General features: G+C 40.4%; 16 protein-coding genes and 1 pseudogene. 4 read left to right on the top strand and 13 right to left on the bottom strand.

The window, feature by feature from the left end; genetic code table 11:
* Positions 1 to 89 precede the first annotated feature (89 nt).
* From nrdA to yfaE, 3 genes are all read left to right on the top strand, one after another.
* The gene (nrdA, locus tag ND16A_RS06900; RefSeq protein WP_033078111.1) at positions 90 to 2,360 is read left to right on the top strand and encodes a class 1a ribonucleoside-diphosphate reductase subunit alpha; all 2,271 of its coding nucleotides are present in this window, start codon (positions 90 to 92) and stop codon (positions 2,358 to 2,360) included.
* A gap of 147 nt (positions 2,361 to 2,507) precedes the next feature.
* On the top strand, positions 2,508 to 3,638 hold the full coding sequence (gene nrdB / locus ND16A_RS06905) for a class Ia ribonucleoside-diphosphate reductase subunit beta (RefSeq protein ID WP_033078110.1): 1,131 nt from the start codon (positions 2,508 to 2,510) through the stop codon (positions 3,636 to 3,638).
* A 34-nt stretch (positions 3,639 to 3,672) separates the two neighbouring features.
* The gene (gene yfaE, locus ND16A_RS06910; protein ID WP_033078109.1) at positions 3,673 to 3,939 is read left to right on the top strand and encodes a class I ribonucleotide reductase maintenance protein YfaE; all 267 of its coding nucleotides are present in this window, start codon (positions 3,673 to 3,675) and stop codon (positions 3,937 to 3,939) included.
* A gap of 6 nt (positions 3,940 to 3,945) precedes the next feature.
* On the opposite strand, the gene ND16A_RS06915 is transcribed toward yfaE, so the two are convergent.
* From ND16A_RS06915 to ND16A_RS06945, 7 genes are all read right to left on the bottom strand, one after another.
* Positions 3,946 to 4,494 (bottom strand): hypothetical protein, encoded by a 549-nt coding sequence (locus tag ND16A_RS06915; protein ID WP_033078108.1) that lies wholly within the window; start codon positions 4,492 to 4,494, stop codon positions 3,946 to 3,948.
* Positions 4,495 to 4,572: 78 nt separating this feature from the next.
* The gene (locus ND16A_RS06920; RefSeq protein ID WP_033078107.1) at positions 4,573 to 5,553 is read right to left on the bottom strand and encodes an MBL fold metallo-hydrolase; all 981 of its coding nucleotides are present in this window, start codon (positions 5,551 to 5,553) and stop codon (positions 4,573 to 4,575) included.
* 108 nt (positions 5,554 to 5,661) lie between these two features.
* A complete protein-coding gene (locus tag ND16A_RS06925; protein ID WP_033078106.1) occupies positions 5,662 to 6,183 on the bottom strand; it encodes an adenylate kinase in 522 nt (173 codons plus the stop codon).
* A gap of 104 nt (positions 6,184 to 6,287) precedes the next feature.
* Complete coding sequence (murI, locus tag ND16A_RS06930) at positions 6,288 to 7,082, bottom strand: glutamate racemase (protein WP_033078105.1); 795 nt, start codon at positions 7,080 to 7,082, stop codon at positions 6,288 to 6,290.
* A gap of 322 nt (positions 7,083 to 7,404) precedes the next feature.
* Positions 7,405 to 7,605 (bottom strand): DUF1697 domain-containing protein, encoded by a 201-nt coding sequence (locus tag ND16A_RS21730; protein ID WP_033078104.1) that lies wholly within the window; start codon positions 7,603 to 7,605, stop codon positions 7,405 to 7,407.
* A 168-nt stretch (positions 7,606 to 7,773) separates the two neighbouring features.
* Complete coding sequence (locus ND16A_RS06940; RefSeq protein WP_033078103.1) at positions 7,774 to 8,469, bottom strand: DUF4386 family protein; 696 nt, start codon at positions 8,467 to 8,469, stop codon at positions 7,774 to 7,776.
* Between the two features lie 87 nt (positions 8,470 to 8,556).
* Positions 8,557 to 8,823, bottom strand: a complete 267-nt coding sequence (locus ND16A_RS06945) for a hypothetical protein (RefSeq protein ID WP_052073151.1) — start codon at positions 8,821 to 8,823, stop codon at positions 8,557 to 8,559.
* A 158-nt stretch (positions 8,824 to 8,981) separates the two neighbouring features.
* On the opposite strand from ND16A_RS06945, the gene ND16A_RS06950 reads away from it, so the two are divergent.
* Positions 8,982 to 10,403, top strand: coding sequence for an MATE family efflux transporter (locus tag ND16A_RS06950; RefSeq protein ID WP_160173521.1), 1,422 nt, complete (start codon positions 8,982 to 8,984; stop codon positions 10,401 to 10,403).
* Between the two features lie 253 nt (positions 10,404 to 10,656).
* On the opposite strand, the pseudogene ND16A_RS19985 reads toward ND16A_RS06950, so the two are convergent.
* From ND16A_RS19985 to ND16A_RS22015, 6 genes and pseudogenes are all read right to left on the bottom strand, one after another.
* Positions 10,657 to 11,254, bottom strand: a pseudogene (locus ND16A_RS19985) (peptidase M28); the annotation flags it as partial.
* Entirely contained in the window at positions 11,196 to 11,360 is a 165-nt protein-coding gene (locus ND16A_RS21330; protein ID WP_160173520.1) for a hypothetical protein, read from the bottom strand. The gene ND16A_RS21330 and the pseudogene ND16A_RS19985, both read right to left, overlap by 59 nt.
* 183 nt (positions 11,361 to 11,543) lie before the next feature.
* A complete protein-coding gene (locus ND16A_RS06955; protein WP_033078101.1) occupies positions 11,544 to 12,158 on the bottom strand; it encodes a LysE family translocator in 615 nt (204 codons plus the stop codon).
* An 89-nt stretch (positions 12,159 to 12,247) separates the two neighbouring features.
* The gene (locus ND16A_RS06960) at positions 12,248 to 12,625 is read right to left on the bottom strand and encodes a nuclear transport factor 2 family protein (protein WP_033078100.1); all 378 of its coding nucleotides are present in this window, start codon (positions 12,623 to 12,625) and stop codon (positions 12,248 to 12,250) included.
* 23 nt (positions 12,626 to 12,648) lie between these two features.
* A complete protein-coding gene (locus tag ND16A_RS20680; RefSeq protein WP_081945604.1) occupies positions 12,649 to 12,873 on the bottom strand; it encodes a cysteine-rich CWC family protein in 225 nt (74 codons plus the stop codon).
* A 426-nt stretch (positions 12,874 to 13,299) separates the two neighbouring features.
* The gene (locus tag ND16A_RS22015) at positions 13,300 to 13,518 is read right to left on the bottom strand and encodes a PhzF family phenazine biosynthesis protein (protein WP_443080360.1); all 219 of its coding nucleotides are present in this window, start codon (positions 13,516 to 13,518) and stop codon (positions 13,300 to 13,302) included.
* Positions 13,519 to 13,929: the final 411 nt, after the last annotated feature.

Here is a 13,929-nt window from a genome sequence, read left to right as displayed (position 1 = left end):
AAATGGTATTACTGCGCTTTGCCTAAAATAAAACAATAAAAATAATTAAAACCAATTTTAATAATAAATACTATAAAGACAGGTCATTCATGAATAACAACCTTTTTGTCACCAAGCGCGATGGTGAAAAAGAACCTATCGATCTCGATAAAATCCATAAAGTAATCGACTGGGCAGCCGCAGGGTTAGACTCAGTATCGGTTTCACAAGTTGAAATAAAATCCCACATTCAGTTTTACGACGGCATCAAAACCGAAGACATTCATGAAACAATTATTAAAGCCGCTGCCGATTTAATCTCGGAAGAAACACCAGATTATCAATATCTGGCGGCACGTTTGGCGATTTTCCACTTGCGTAAAAAAGCCTTTGGCAAATACGCTCCTCCTGCGCTTTATGATCATGTGAAAGAGTTAGTTGATGCCGGTAAATACGATAATCACTTAATTGCTGACTATAGTGCGGAAGAGTTTGCCGTGATGGACAGTTATATCGACCATGAGCGTGATAAAACGTTTAGCTATGCTGCCGTTAAACAACTTGAAGGTAAATACCTGGTGCAAAACCGTGTTACCGGCGAAATTTACGAAAGTGCCCAGTTTTTATATATGTTGGTATCGGCGTGTTTATTTGCCAAATACCCGGTTGAGACGCGTTTACAATACGTAAAAGGTTTCTACGATGCCATTTCAACATTTAAGATCTCATTACCAACGCCAATTATGGCCGGTGTGCGTACTCCTACTCGTCAATTCTCATCGTGTGTATTGATTGAAACCGGTGACAGCTTAGACTCTATTAATGCCACCACCAGCTCGATAGTGAAATACGTTTCACAACGTGCCGGTATCGGCATTAACGCGGGTCGTGTACGTGCCTTAGGTAGTACCATTCGTAACGGTGAAGCATTCCACACTGGTTGTATTCCGTTTTACAAGCATTTCCAAACGGCAGTAAAAAGTTGTTCGCAAGGTGGTGTTCGTGGTGGTGCTGCAACCTTGTTCTATCCACTTTGGCATTTAGAAGTGGAAAGCTTACTGGTGCTTAAGAATAACCGTGGTGTTGAAGAAAACCGTGTTCGTCATTTAGACTACGGTGTGCAATTTAACAAAACCATGTATCAACGTTTGATCAAAGGCGATTACATTACCTTGTTCAGCCCATCAGATGTACCTGGTTTGTACGATGCTTTCTTTGAAGATCAAGAGAAGTTTGAACAGTTATACGTTAAATACGAAAACGATGAGTCAATTCGTAAAAAACGCATTAAAGCGATTGAGTTATTTACTTTATTTGCGCAAGAGCGCGCCAGTACGGGTCGTATTTATTTACAAAACGTTGACCACTGTAATACTCACAGTCCGTTCAACCCGGAAGTTGCGCCAGTTCGCCAATCGAACTTATGTTTAGAAATTGCCTTACCAACTAAGCCAATGAAAGACGTTAACGATCCAGACGGTGAAATTGCCCTTTGTACGTTATCGGCGTTTAACTTAGGTAAAATTAGCAGTTTAGAAGAACTGGACGGTTTAGCCGATTTAGTGGTTCGAGCACTAGACAGCTTATTGGATTACCAGGACTACCCGGTACCTGCTGCATATAATGCCACCATGGGTCGTCGCACGTTAGGCATAGGGGTGATTAACTACGCCTATTACCTAGCGAAAAATGGTGTGTTCTATTCAAATGGTAGTGCCAACAATTTAACCCATAGAACGTTTGAAGCGATTCAATATTACTTGTTAAAAGCGTCTAATCAGTTGGCCAAAGAGCAAGGTGCCTGTCCTAAATTTAACGAGACGCGTTTATCACAAGGCATTTTACCAATCGATACTTACAAAAAAGAAATCGATAAAGTTTGTAGCGAAGCGCTGCATCTTGACTGGGAAACTTTGCGTGCAAACATCAAAGAATACGGCGTGCGTAACTCTACTGTTACTGCATTAATGCCATCTGAAACTTCGTCGCAAATCTCAAATGCCACCAATGGTATTGAGCCGCCGCGTGGTTTGATCAGCATTAAAGCCAGTAAAGATGGTGTTCTGAAGCAAGTGGTACCTGAGTATGAAAAACTCAAAGGTAACTATGAATTGTTGTGGAATATTCCCGATAATACCGGTTATCTTGAGCTGGTTGGTATTATGCAAAAATTTGTTGACCAAACCATTTCAGCAAATACCAACTATGACCCACTTAGATTTGAAAACGGTAAAGTGCCGGTTAAACAAATTTTAAAAGACATCTTATTGGCGTACAAACTTGGTGTTAAAACCATGTACTACCACAATACTCGCGATGGTGCCGATGATAGTCAGGGCGATATCGAAGACGATTGCGCTGGCGGTGCTTGTAAGATCTAATCCATCTCTATGATAAATTCTGGCCGCGCGAATAAACTCAATCGCGGCCAGAACTCTATCTGAGCTTTAATCGCGGTACTCGCTTACCGCACTTTTGTCACTACGCATAAAAGCCACAATAAAAGTGACAACACAAAAGAGTTAACAATGAAATATTCTACTTTTAATCAGGTCAAAAATGACCAACTTCTTGAACCAATTTTCTTAGGAAATTCGGTTAATGTGTCGCGCTACGATCAACAAAAGCATTCGGCGTTTGAAAAGCTTATTGAAAAGCAATTGTCGTTCTTTTGGCGACCAGAAGAGATTGACGTTTCTAAAGACCGCGCCGATTGGCAGTCTATTTCCGAAGCGGAAAAACATATCTTCATTTCCAACTTAAAGTATCAAACCTTGCTTGATAGTATGGCCGCACGTAGTGTTAACGCGGTATTTTTACCTTTGGTGTCATTACCCGAAGTAGAAACCTGGATTGAAACCTGGGCGTTCTCAGAAACCATTCACTCGCGTTCATACACCCACATTTTACGCAATTTGTTTACCAACCCGGCCGAAGTGTTTGATGACATAGTGGTAAACCCGGCAATATTAAAACGTGCCAGCAGCATTGCAAAATATTTTGATGATGTCATTTTCATGGCGCAAATTTATAACTTGCACGGTGAAGGTATTCACCAAATTGATGGTGAAACGGTTGAAGTGACCAAGCGTAAATTAAAAGAGCGAGTTTATCTGGCAATTTGTTCGGTCAATGCGTTAGAAGCCATTCGTTTTTACGTATCTTTTGCGTGTTCTTTTGCCTTCTCTGAACGCCAGTTATTGGAAGGTAACTCTAAAATTATCAAGCTAATTGCCCGGGACGAAGCTTTGCATTTAACCGGTACGCAACATATCTTGAACATTTGGGCGAATGGTCAGGACGACCCGGAAATGAAAGAGATCTCTGAAGACTTGAGAGATCAAGGCTATCAAATATTCATGGATGTGGTTGAGCAAGAAAAAGAATGGGCCGATTACCTGTTTAAAGACGGCTCGATGATCGGCCTAAACGCGGAAATGCTGAAGCAATACATTGAATACATTAGCAACCAACGTATGGCCGCGATTGGTTTTGATGCACCATTTAAAATCCGAAACAACCCATTACCATGGATCAACTCTTACCTGGTATCTGATAATGTACAGGTTGCACCACAAGAAACTGAGATATCTTCTTACCTTGTCGGGCAAACGGATAGTGCGGTAGACAGCACTGACTTTGAAGACTTTGATCTTTAAACCACGGCATTGACTGTGCAACTGACAGCACTGTATGACCAATAAAGTCACCGTTAATGGTAAGCTTGTCGCACAAGATTTCGACAAGCTTATTTTTAAAACCGCACTCGATTACTTCGAATCTAACGACATCGAAATACATTACCATTGCCGCGATGGCTTTTGTGGAGCCTGTCGGGTGACCCTGGACAAAGGGCAAATAGAATACATCAACGGTGAACCTCTGGCGTACATCCGAGATGGCGAAATCCTGCCCTGCTGTTGTATTCCTAAAACGGATATTGAGATTACTACTGAGTAATGTCTTTTAAATCTTATCTAAGCACAACATTTCAACAAGCGCTCGATACCCAACTTCGTGGTAATTAGTTGAGCATTGATTCATAAAACCATGTAAATATTCGACTCTGAAAGTTGATACATTTGTCTTATTCGCAAGCATCGCTTCTAGCGTCAATACATCAAAATGCGGTTCACTCTTTGGAAATACAAGATCAATTTCAAATTGTGGATTGATATCGGTATAGTTTCTGATTTGCGAGCCATAAAAGCAAACGGCACGTTTAACTTTGCTAGCGGATAGCTTTTCTGACATTTGCCAAATGGCTGAAGCACCAACGCTAAAACCAATTAACGTCATTTGAGCAGAAGTGGATTCAATGATTTTTAATAGCTTAGCTAAATAACCATCAAAGCCGACATGCTCAATAAAATGAGCATAGGCCTGGGTTTCATCGCTAAAGCCCATATTGCGGCCATCGTAAGGGTCGACAATAGTATTTGCTTGTAACTGCTCACTGAGGGCCATTAACGCGGGCGTTTTGCCAAATACATCCGATACGATTACAGTACTCATAAATTTTTTTGTCCATTAGCACTAGCGTTAAAAGTGTAGACATTTGGTGATTTGGGCTTGGCCTTTTAACCCTTTTGTCTAGTGAAACATCCATCTTGCAATATTACTCAAGGCTTTTTGAAAAATACTCATTGGGGCGACGATAAAATCATTAAATATGATTTGTTCCGGCTCTTGCAAACTTTTAAGTTGCAAATCTAATGCAACTAAGTGCTCAGGTGTTAGAGCCAAACTGGCTTCATTTGGCTGGAACATCGTGCCAATAGGGTAATACTCACCAGCTTCGGCGGTCATTTCAATATGTGCCCCCAGCACATAACTTACCTCATGGCTTTGAGAAAATTCAACTAAGCGGGTAATACTGTGTTGATAATCTTGCCAATTTTTGACGTAGATAAAGCCCGGATAAATGGTATCTCCTGTCAGCAGCCATTTGGTTTGCGCATCAAAAACAGTTATCGCCTCTTCCTGATGTCCAGGGCTAGGGATTATGGTGAGTTTTCGTTGCCCTAGTTCAATATTAACGAATCTTTCTGGCCAATCCGTAAAATCAAAGAAATTCATCATCGCCGTACTATTTGGCTCTACCAAAGTGACGTTCGGTTTTCCTTCAAACTGAGGATCCCCGGCATAATGATCACTATGACTATGAGAATGTATGACTAGTATTTCCTTTTCTATATTTTCAGCTGGCCCCGCTTGCTTCTCAATTAGAGTGCGTACCGTTTGGTATAGTGGCAACTCGTCTGCGCTTGCAGTGGCTCCGGTATCTAAAACAAGCGCTTTCTCCGCACCAATGAGTATATAAATGAATGGCGCTTCAAAATTTAAGCATTTGTTTTGTCGAAGGATATAACTTGATTGATCATGTTGGTAAACGTCAAATGGTTGATCATTATTCAACTGGCAGTCGGCAGAGCCATGGCTCCATTGTTTTTGCTGCAAGGGTGAGCTTTCATCTGCAGAGCCAGCAATGACACTCACTCTGGCATCGACGGCTGAACTTGAGCTACAACCGGCAAAGATAAAAAGTAACCCCACTAATAACATATGTTTCATAAATACTCATAGCTCCGCCATATCCCTGAAGAAAGAGTTGCGGCTTATTTTTAGTTCAAAGACTTAACTATTTTTGCAGTTTAACCTGGAACTTTTCCAGACAACTAACTATATATTTTTCAAAAAAGCATTCACTTGCTTTTGATTATTGAATTCAATAACTTTTGCGCCTTTTGCTGCTTGTTGCTTTAACAAACCAGCATAGTTTTTGCGTTTACGATGATAGGTTTTTAATACCCATAAAATGATCGAATCTCGACTTAAAAACGTTTGCTTAAACGATTCAACGTTGCCAGCAAAAAGTCTCTTTTTTGTTGCGGCTCTGAAAATTGAACGGGTGATCGAACGATATAGCACTAGCCCAAAAGAATGGTTTAACCAGATAATCGTTGTCGCCCGTGGCCAGAGAATATCACGAGCAACGGAATAGTTACCATCAACTATCCAAGAATCTTTTGATGTAACCTTACTGACTCTATTTCGAAACTGCTCATCGGGTCGCTCTTGCCAGTTCGGTAACCAATGCAACTGATCTAATTCTATGTATTGACTGTTTAGCTTTTTAGCCAAATGTTGCGAAAACGTGGACTTGCCACTGCAACTTGAGCCTATTACCACGATACGGTTCATAACTGGGATCGTCCAAACTTATTAAAATAATAAACCAAATTGATAAAGCAGCTGCAGATTTACACTGGTTAAAACGAATAACAACTTACTTAACAGCTGAGTGGTTAAGCCCTGATTGCAAATAAATGAATGTCCTGGCCCCATAATTGGCTCATTGGTTCTATTACTTTTGCATAGTCTCCACTTGTCCAGAATTCAGCGTAAATATCCGTGTTTTTTGAATTTAGCAAGTTGAGTTTATCTAGTCTTCGGTTAACTTCCATTGCTACCGGAGCCGCGGTATCAATAACGTTAGCCTCTTGCCCTACAACCTGATCTATGATTGTTCTTAAAAATGAGAAATGCGTGCAGCCTAAAATTATCTGGTCACTGCCCTCTGTCAAAAGAGGTCGTATGTATTGTTCGGCCACGTCAACCGCCTGCTCACTGTAGTGCTCTAAATTCTCAACTAAGGTTACGAATTTAGGGCACGCTATAGCGTTAATTTTTACTGCTTTAGAGTATTTTGCCATTAATCGCTGAAAAGAATCACTTTCTAATGTTTGTTCAGTGGCAAGCACACTGATAATGCCGGTTTTACTTTGCAAAGCGGCAGGTTTAATACCAGGCTCAACGCCAATAATTGGAATGGAAAACTTTGCGCGCAAATTACTTATGGTATTTACCGTTGCTGTATTGCATGCCACAACCACAGCTTTACAACCCTGATTAATCAGAAAACTCACTATGTATTCAGATCGCTCGTTAATGATGTCCTTCGACTTTACACCATAGGGAGAAAACCCGATATCGGCAAAATAGACTAAATTTTCTTCTGGAAGCGCACGTCGAATAGCGTGACAAATCGACAGCCCGCCGACTCCAGAATCAAATATCCCTATTGGTTTTTGTTTTTCCATCTTTTATCTTTTTTGTCCTACTTTATTCCAATTAGATATTTTAAATTCATATTCGCTTCTTATTAAGTTTTAACGGTTGAACACACCATCAAAATGACACCAAGCAAAGCTTGGGAAAGTACTTGACTATAATTGTAACAGGCAAGTGTTTTTTGTCCATTTTAAAGCTATATAATTGATATAGTTACGCCTTGTTTGCACTGTTGGTTAGGTATGTGTGGTCATAGTGTTAATTTTATTCATCGTATTTAAATTTCGGGCGGTCGTTGCCTGGCCTAAACAGGGTTCGATGTTTGATACTAATTTTGAACGACCAACACCGTCAGGTGCGTACAAATAAAACAATTTGTTTCAGATCTGATGCCGGGTTGTTCTCACATTTAAGTACAACATTGCCACTTTGAATGTACGAGGATACATCTTGATAATCTTTTTGTTGAAGCAGTGGCACTAATTCTTTCATCGGCAATAAATTATTACCGCCAACGTTAATTCCCCGAAATAAAATGATAAATGTTTGCACCAATCCTCCTTAAATGTCTTACGCCCGGTTAAAGGGCATTTCTGTAGTTGATACGAGCAGCTTAGCCTTTGCTCGCGAACAGTCGCGCCAATACCGCGCTCTGTACCGGTAATGATTGTAACGTTTTTGTACTCCCCCCTTTATAGAAAGGGGCAGTATTGGGCTCAGCTAATTGGCGTGCGATAGCACATTTTTACTTGTCTCTCTTGTCTGTTTTGACGGTTTTGACGGTTTCTGCACCATAATAATTCCTAGCCAAGCAAACCAGGCAATTTGCCCTAAACCAAAAATTTCGGTAAGTACCTCAGCAGGATAAATGGTGAGAATACCAGCACAGCCAATGCATAAACCCAAGTAGTTAAGTACCTTGGGAAGCTGATTAGCTTTTAAGGCGGCAATGCTTAACAATAGCACCCATAGTCCGCCAACAATTTCGTTTCCGCCACCCAAACCTTCAATTATGGCGTTAATTGTTAGCCAGACAGTCATGGCCTGCTCGGGTGCCTTAACAGAAATTTCAATAACAGCGGCTAATCCTATATTGGCTATCATCCCACTCGCAATAATCAGGCCTACCCAAATAATGCCAAATACCGATGCAATTTGTGACAGCGCCGGAGCACAGTTTTTAACACGTTGATGAAGCGCCAGAACTAACACGGCTAAAAAAATGCCAAATACCACATACATGGTCAGGTTAACAATAGACAGGATGATTTGATTGTCCGCGAGAAAACTGAATTTTTCTACCGCAGCAGCATTCGCAGGAAAGTCCCAAAAAGCACCAAAAAATATGAAAGCCGATATATATATGACCGCCTCTGAAAGTGCAGCAACGCCCCCGATCCTTTGTAAATTATTCACCTTGTAGCCCTATATGAATTGATAATAGCTATAACTTAACATGATAACTTGCTGGTGATAATTCCAATATGTAACAAAAACTTACACTTAGCTTCGAAAAACGAAGGCTATAAGACTAAAATGATAGTGTGGATCAACGACTACATCCTGTACATAAAAATACATCGAGCCGTCTCCAATTACACGACCCATACCAATAAGTTTAAATTGATCGCGGATCACGACGTGAAATAAAGAATTAGCTAAGCTATTTTTAGCCATCGCAAATTCAGTTTCTGCCCAACCAATTTTCGCCCTCAGTTCAGAAAACTCAGCAACCGTTTTGTTAGCGCTTATTTTACCTTCACCATACATAAACTGTTACATTTCGCCTTGAAATGGGTTGAGGCCAAAAACGTTCTCTTAATGAAACGCTTAACATTAATGGCCAACAACAATACATGCAACCACCTGAAAATTTTTGTTTTAACAAGAATAAGCTTTCCAGTTTGATCTGGAAAACAAGTTTGCCAATGATTGGGGCAATCTTAGCGCTGCTGTTATACGACCTGTTTGAATCAAGCTTACTTGCCCTGAGTGGTGCAGACACACTTACTGCCATTGGTTTTACCCTACCATTAACCACAGCTTTGACAGCGATCGCCATCGGCTTAAGTATTCGCAGTAACTGCAAAGTTGTAAAATCGGCCTGTTTAGATAAAGCAAACCTTGCCAGTACCATGACTACGACAATACTAATGTCGGTGTTAATTGTCAGCATTTTTGCATTATGTGCTTACGCTGCCAACCAGCAATTATTATCACTTTTGGGTAATAACCATTGGGCCGAAATAAATTTAACCCACGAAAAAGCAGCCCTGCTCAATCAGCAACAAGAGTATATGGCTGCTCGCTATATTGGCTGGGTATTTCTCGCCTTAGTTTGGCAAGTGAACGCCATATTAAGGGCGGTAGGCCATGCCGTATTAGCAAGTAGTTTAATGTTTAGCTGGTTAGCCTTGAAAAGTATTTTAGCGGTATTATTATTAACGCCATCAAGTAACTTGTTCATTAATGCCTTGTCAGGTCTTGCCTATGTGCATGTGATTTGTGACTTTATCTTTGCCTTGATATCGCTGCTCATTTTAATTAAAAAATCGCAGTTATCTTTTCCAACCTTATCGGTAATTAACTTACAGATAGCATCGCCGAAAAAAGATGCTGTAATTGTTATATTACAACAATTAGTCACCCCGCTCAGTATGGCACTGATGACGATTATTGCCGCTAACATAGATTACTCCTACGTTGCGGCTTTTGCCTTCATATTGAGAATGGAATCGCTTTTTCTATTAGTGCCTATGGTATTAACAACCTCTATGCCAGCAGTTATTGGTAGTAATTTTTGGTCCGGTAATAAACACAGAGTCAAACAAGCGTATTTAATGGCGTTTTCAGCCATCATCCTGTCTCAGCTCATTATCGCCGTCACCTTATTTTTCTATAGCCCTTACCTTTCAACAACTTTGTGCTCTCAAGACACCGTAGCAAGTTACATAACCCGATATTTTACCTGGGTATCGTGGGGTTATTTGTCAATTGGCTGTATCATGGTATATCAGTCATGTTTGAACGCAAAGGGAAAAGCCCTGCAAGCCTTAATATTAGGGGTATTTCACCGGATTGTGTTGTTACTGCCCTTGGCCTATATCGGCTCGATTTATGTCTTAAAAGATGGCTATTATCAAGGAATGTTGTTTGGCCATGTTACCAATGCTTCCATTGCCATCAATGATCATTTTTACCAAGGCATTTTGGCAGGCCATATGCTCAGTGGCGTATTGATCTTAGTTTTTCTCTATAAGAATAAAACATTAACTCAATCAACCGCAACAAAGCCACTAAACTCGCCAACACAAGCCAGCATGAAAAGCTTTACTAACAATCCCGCATAACCATTTACGTCAATAAGAGAGAAATGTACGTGATGACTTTAAAGCAGCGGGGTTTGTGTTAGAGGCTGAGGCTGATTTTCTGAAGAATGCCAGGGACGATTACAGTAAAATGGTGTTTGAACCATCAGTAAGGGGTAAAACCGACCGCTTTGTTTTCCGATTTAAGGCCTAACAGTCATATCAGTAACTAAACAATAGCAATTAGCGAGAGTTCAGTGTCACCTGTTGAACCTCGCTTATTTTTATTTAGTTTTTACTCACCAAACGAGCCGGCATCGCCCGGAAATACAATCGGGCTTTCATAACCATCGTTACTGACACTGGCGACACCAAAAAAGTAATTATCAATAACAATATTCTGCAATGTATACTCAGTAATGTTGCCAACAAAAATGCTATTTTGCCATTGCGAAGTTTATGCCGTCAATGGTGTCGCCATAGTTAATGCCATTTTCGGTTCGAAGATCTTGGTGCTGGCGATTATAATTTTCGTTAGTTTCCATGATACGTACCGCAGGAAAGCCTAAATCGTTAAAGGGTCGATGATGACCACCACGGCCAAATCTGTCTAAGCGGTAGATCATCATAGTATCGAGATTCGGTATGTAGCGATCGGCCATCCAGTCAATATAACGCGCTAAATTTCTCGTTGGCGAATCCACTTCACCACCGGTAAATCGTCGTGTTGTTGCCTGTTTTGGCGTTTCAGTGTGGCGTGTTCCTTCGGCAAATATTCGCGCGGTGGTATTATTGATGACGCCATTGATACCTTCAATATTGCCAATCATGTCGTTATTCAAACTTGGTAATATCCTGTTCGATATTTTTTGCCGAAACTTGTTGGCCAATTTGGTGAAGTTTTAGTTGGTCGGTGTATTTAACTTCGGCGTAAGCTGCACTGACAAATGATGAAATAACTATCAAGCTACCGATAGCAATCAGATTTAAATTTCGCATATTCAATCTCCACTGGTGATCAGTTCCCATTATGATAATTCTAATATAACGCGTTGTTATGTGTTGTTTGTTTGCTTATCTGTGCCTTTAACCATGTTGATAAACTGAAGAGAAAAGTTGTATAAATCACCCGGCCATCTTGCCGATAAGTTTGCTTCGACTTGTTGTCTTTGAATAAATTTATTAGGCCTTAACTGCAACCAATGCACCGGTTGACACCATGATTGTACCTGCCGTTTTATTTATAATGGTTGCGGCGTTGGCGGATTTAAATGCTCTCTTAGCTCGCACGGCAAGCAGTGCATAGCAAAGGTTTACACTACCGAATGCCAAAGTTGCAGCAACCATAATTAGCCCTACATCGTAACTGGTGACACTGCCTGCGTTAATAAAAGCAGGAAAGAAGCCAACATAAAATAGGATCGCCTTGGGATTACCCAGGGTGATTAATAGTCCGGCGATAAAACTTGAAAACAATGATGCATCTTTCGACGCCTCAATATCAACGGCACTGGCTTTAGCGCGCAGCAGGTTAAAACCAAGCCATATAAGGTAGGCAGCGCTGATATATTTTATGATGAAAAACGTTGCCCCCATCACTTCGGCTAAGGCTGAGAGGCCATATAATGCCAGAATAATAAAGATATAATCACCTAAAACAATCCCCATGGTCATATACAAACCGCGCAGCAAACCAGACGAAAATGAGCGGGCAATAATAGCGAATACCGCCGGACCTGGGACAATAGCGAGCAGTAACATAGCTCCAAATAATGCAATAAGGCTGCTTGATGACATCTAACTTTTCCCCTTCAGGCCTAACGCCTTGCTCGGTATTCACTGGCTAAATAAGTGACCGTTTTCCCTAGCAAGAGTTGTGAAACTTGTTATGTTTGAGCCTTCTCAAATGCAGCAGTGGGTGTACCTTGATGAAAGCGCATTTTCCATTGGCCATTATCTCTGACCCAAATAGACGACCTTTTTGCGTGCCTGCTCAAATTTCCGTGGATGTCCATCCTGGCTTCTCGGTAAATTAGCTGGGCAAGGTTCGTTGCCAATTCAATATACTCAAAATCTTGCGACCACACACGGTGATCCGGTTTTTTCTCTAAAGGTAATTCTCTCACGGTCATATCAAAATCAAACGTTTTTCCCGAATAGCCAATTTCAATCAGATCAGGATGTAATAACGTTTTAAGTTGCTCAACATTTTTCCTAACGTCAAATTGATGAAGCATAACTTCATACTCACGGAGAAATTCCAAATCTACCTCCAGTGTAAAAGGGTTTATTGATGGGCTAAAGCGCAAGCCTTACAGATGCATGCTTTATTTCTCGCGCTATCTGGTATTTGTTTTAATAAACTCTCTGAAAATTTTATATCCGGGTTTTTGCACCAACAATTCTGCGATGAATCGCTACAAGAGCTATTCAGGCAACGATTATTTTCTTTACATAATGGACACTTATTGGGATTAATACATTCTTCTTTTCCACTCAAAACAGACCTCATTATCGAAAGTTATTGTAAAAATTTATGATTTTCACTTATTTGGCAGCTTGCGATCTCAGAAGGCTGATTCGTTTTATCAACTAGCCAACATTCATCGTAAATTGAACAATAACATAACTCTATTGTTATCGTTTCGTTCAATGTTAACAAATTAATTTACTTTTCCATAAAATAAACACAATGGATTATCCTTGCTTCGTTAGGATAAAAGATATAAGAAACGCTATTGCAAAAGCTATCATCATTGGAATTACAGCCTTTGGCCTAAGTTTCACTTTATCCGCCGGATCTACAATCGGTTCAACATCGACATTATCGCTTTGACTTCACCATAACAGGCTAAGTAATTACTGGCAAATATGGATACGAAAACAAGAAACTGTATTTTATCCTTATTAATTAGCTTGTTATCTCACTACTACAGAGCTAGATGAACTCAATATTCGCGACTTTACATACCTGGCCGCTTACTGAAACATTGTAAATTTCATTTTTTTGAATTTCTACTTGCACCTTAATTTCACTAGGCCTGCCCAAGAATCTACCTTGCTTTATCACAAAAGGTTCTCCTGCAAGCACCCGGTTATGCTTACATAAAAACGCACCTGCAGGTCCAGCGGCACTGCCTGTAGCAATATCTTCTATTTTACCTGCTCCATAGTTGCTGCAAAGTATTCACCTGACATGGTTGTTTTTAGTGTGACTGATTTTTTATTGAGTCTTACATTCCAGAGATGGGATTGTTCTTCACCATACGCCTCATGTAGGTGGGCCGCTAAACCAATTAAAGGATGGCCGGCAAAATCCAATTTTTCATCAACAGTAAAAATTCTTGCGTAAAAGATGGTAAGTCCATTGCCAGACCATTTTTCGTTGGCAAAAACATCAACTAATTTTGCATTTCATTTAATCCATCGCTCCTGTAATTGGTGAGCTTACGAGAGCATAGCTCAACTTCTATTTTTCGATCTGATTTAATGACTGCGACTAATTCATCAGGACGCAAACATGTCGAACCAAGATCAACTTATCAACGTTGTTGCTGCATTTGAGCAA

It is taken from the genome of Thalassotalea sp. ND16A (assembly GCF_000764205.1).
Lineage (GTDB): Bacteria > Pseudomonadota > Gammaproteobacteria > Enterobacterales > Alteromonadaceae > Thalassotalea_A.
The sequence above is the reverse complement of the archived record's forward strand: the minus strand, read 5'-3'. Positions and strand labels throughout refer to the sequence as shown.

Bases quoted from the DNA above. Each gene is read 5' to 3' on its own strand.
- nrdA (WP_033078111.1), top strand. From the start codon at position 90: ATGAATAACAACCTTTTTGTCACCAAGCGCGATGGTGAAAAAGAACCT.
- nrdB (WP_033078110.1), top strand. From the start codon at position 2,508: ATGAAATATTCTACTTTTAATCAGGTCAAAAATGACCAACTTCTTGAA.
- yfaE (WP_033078109.1), top strand. From the start codon at position 3,673: ATGACCAATAAAGTCACCGTTAATGGTAAGCTTGTCGCACAAGATTTC.
- ND16A_RS06915 (WP_033078108.1), bottom strand. From the start codon at position 4,494: ATGAGTACTGTAATCGTATCGGATGTATTTGGCAAAACGCCCGCGTTA.
- ND16A_RS06920 (WP_033078107.1), bottom strand. From the start codon at position 5,553: ATGAAACATATGTTATTAGTGGGGTTACTTTTTATCTTTGCCGGTTGT.
- ND16A_RS06925 (WP_033078106.1), bottom strand. From the start codon at position 6,183: ATGAACCGTATCGTGGTAATAGGCTCAAGTTGCAGTGGCAAGTCCACG.
- murI (WP_033078105.1), bottom strand. From the start codon at position 7,082: ATGGAAAAACAAAAACCAATAGGGATATTTGATTCTGGAGTCGGCGGG.
- ND16A_RS06945 (WP_052073151.1), bottom strand. From the start codon at position 8,823: ATGTATGGTGAAGGTAAAATAAGCGCTAACAAAACGGTTGCTGAGTTT.
- ND16A_RS06950 (WP_160173521.1), top strand. From the start codon at position 8,982: ATGATTGGGGCAATCTTAGCGCTGCTGTTATACGACCTGTTTGAATCA.
- ND16A_RS21330 (WP_160173520.1), bottom strand. From the start codon at position 11,360: ATGCGAAATTTAAATCTGATTGCTATCGGTAGCTTGATAGTTATTTCA.
- ND16A_RS06955 (WP_033078101.1), bottom strand. From the start codon at position 12,158: ATGTCATCAAGCAGCCTTATTGCATTATTTGGAGCTATGTTACTGCTC.
- ND16A_RS20680 (WP_081945604.1), bottom strand. From the start codon at position 12,873: ATGAGGTCTGTTTTGAGTGGAAAAGAAGAATGTATTAATCCCAATAAG.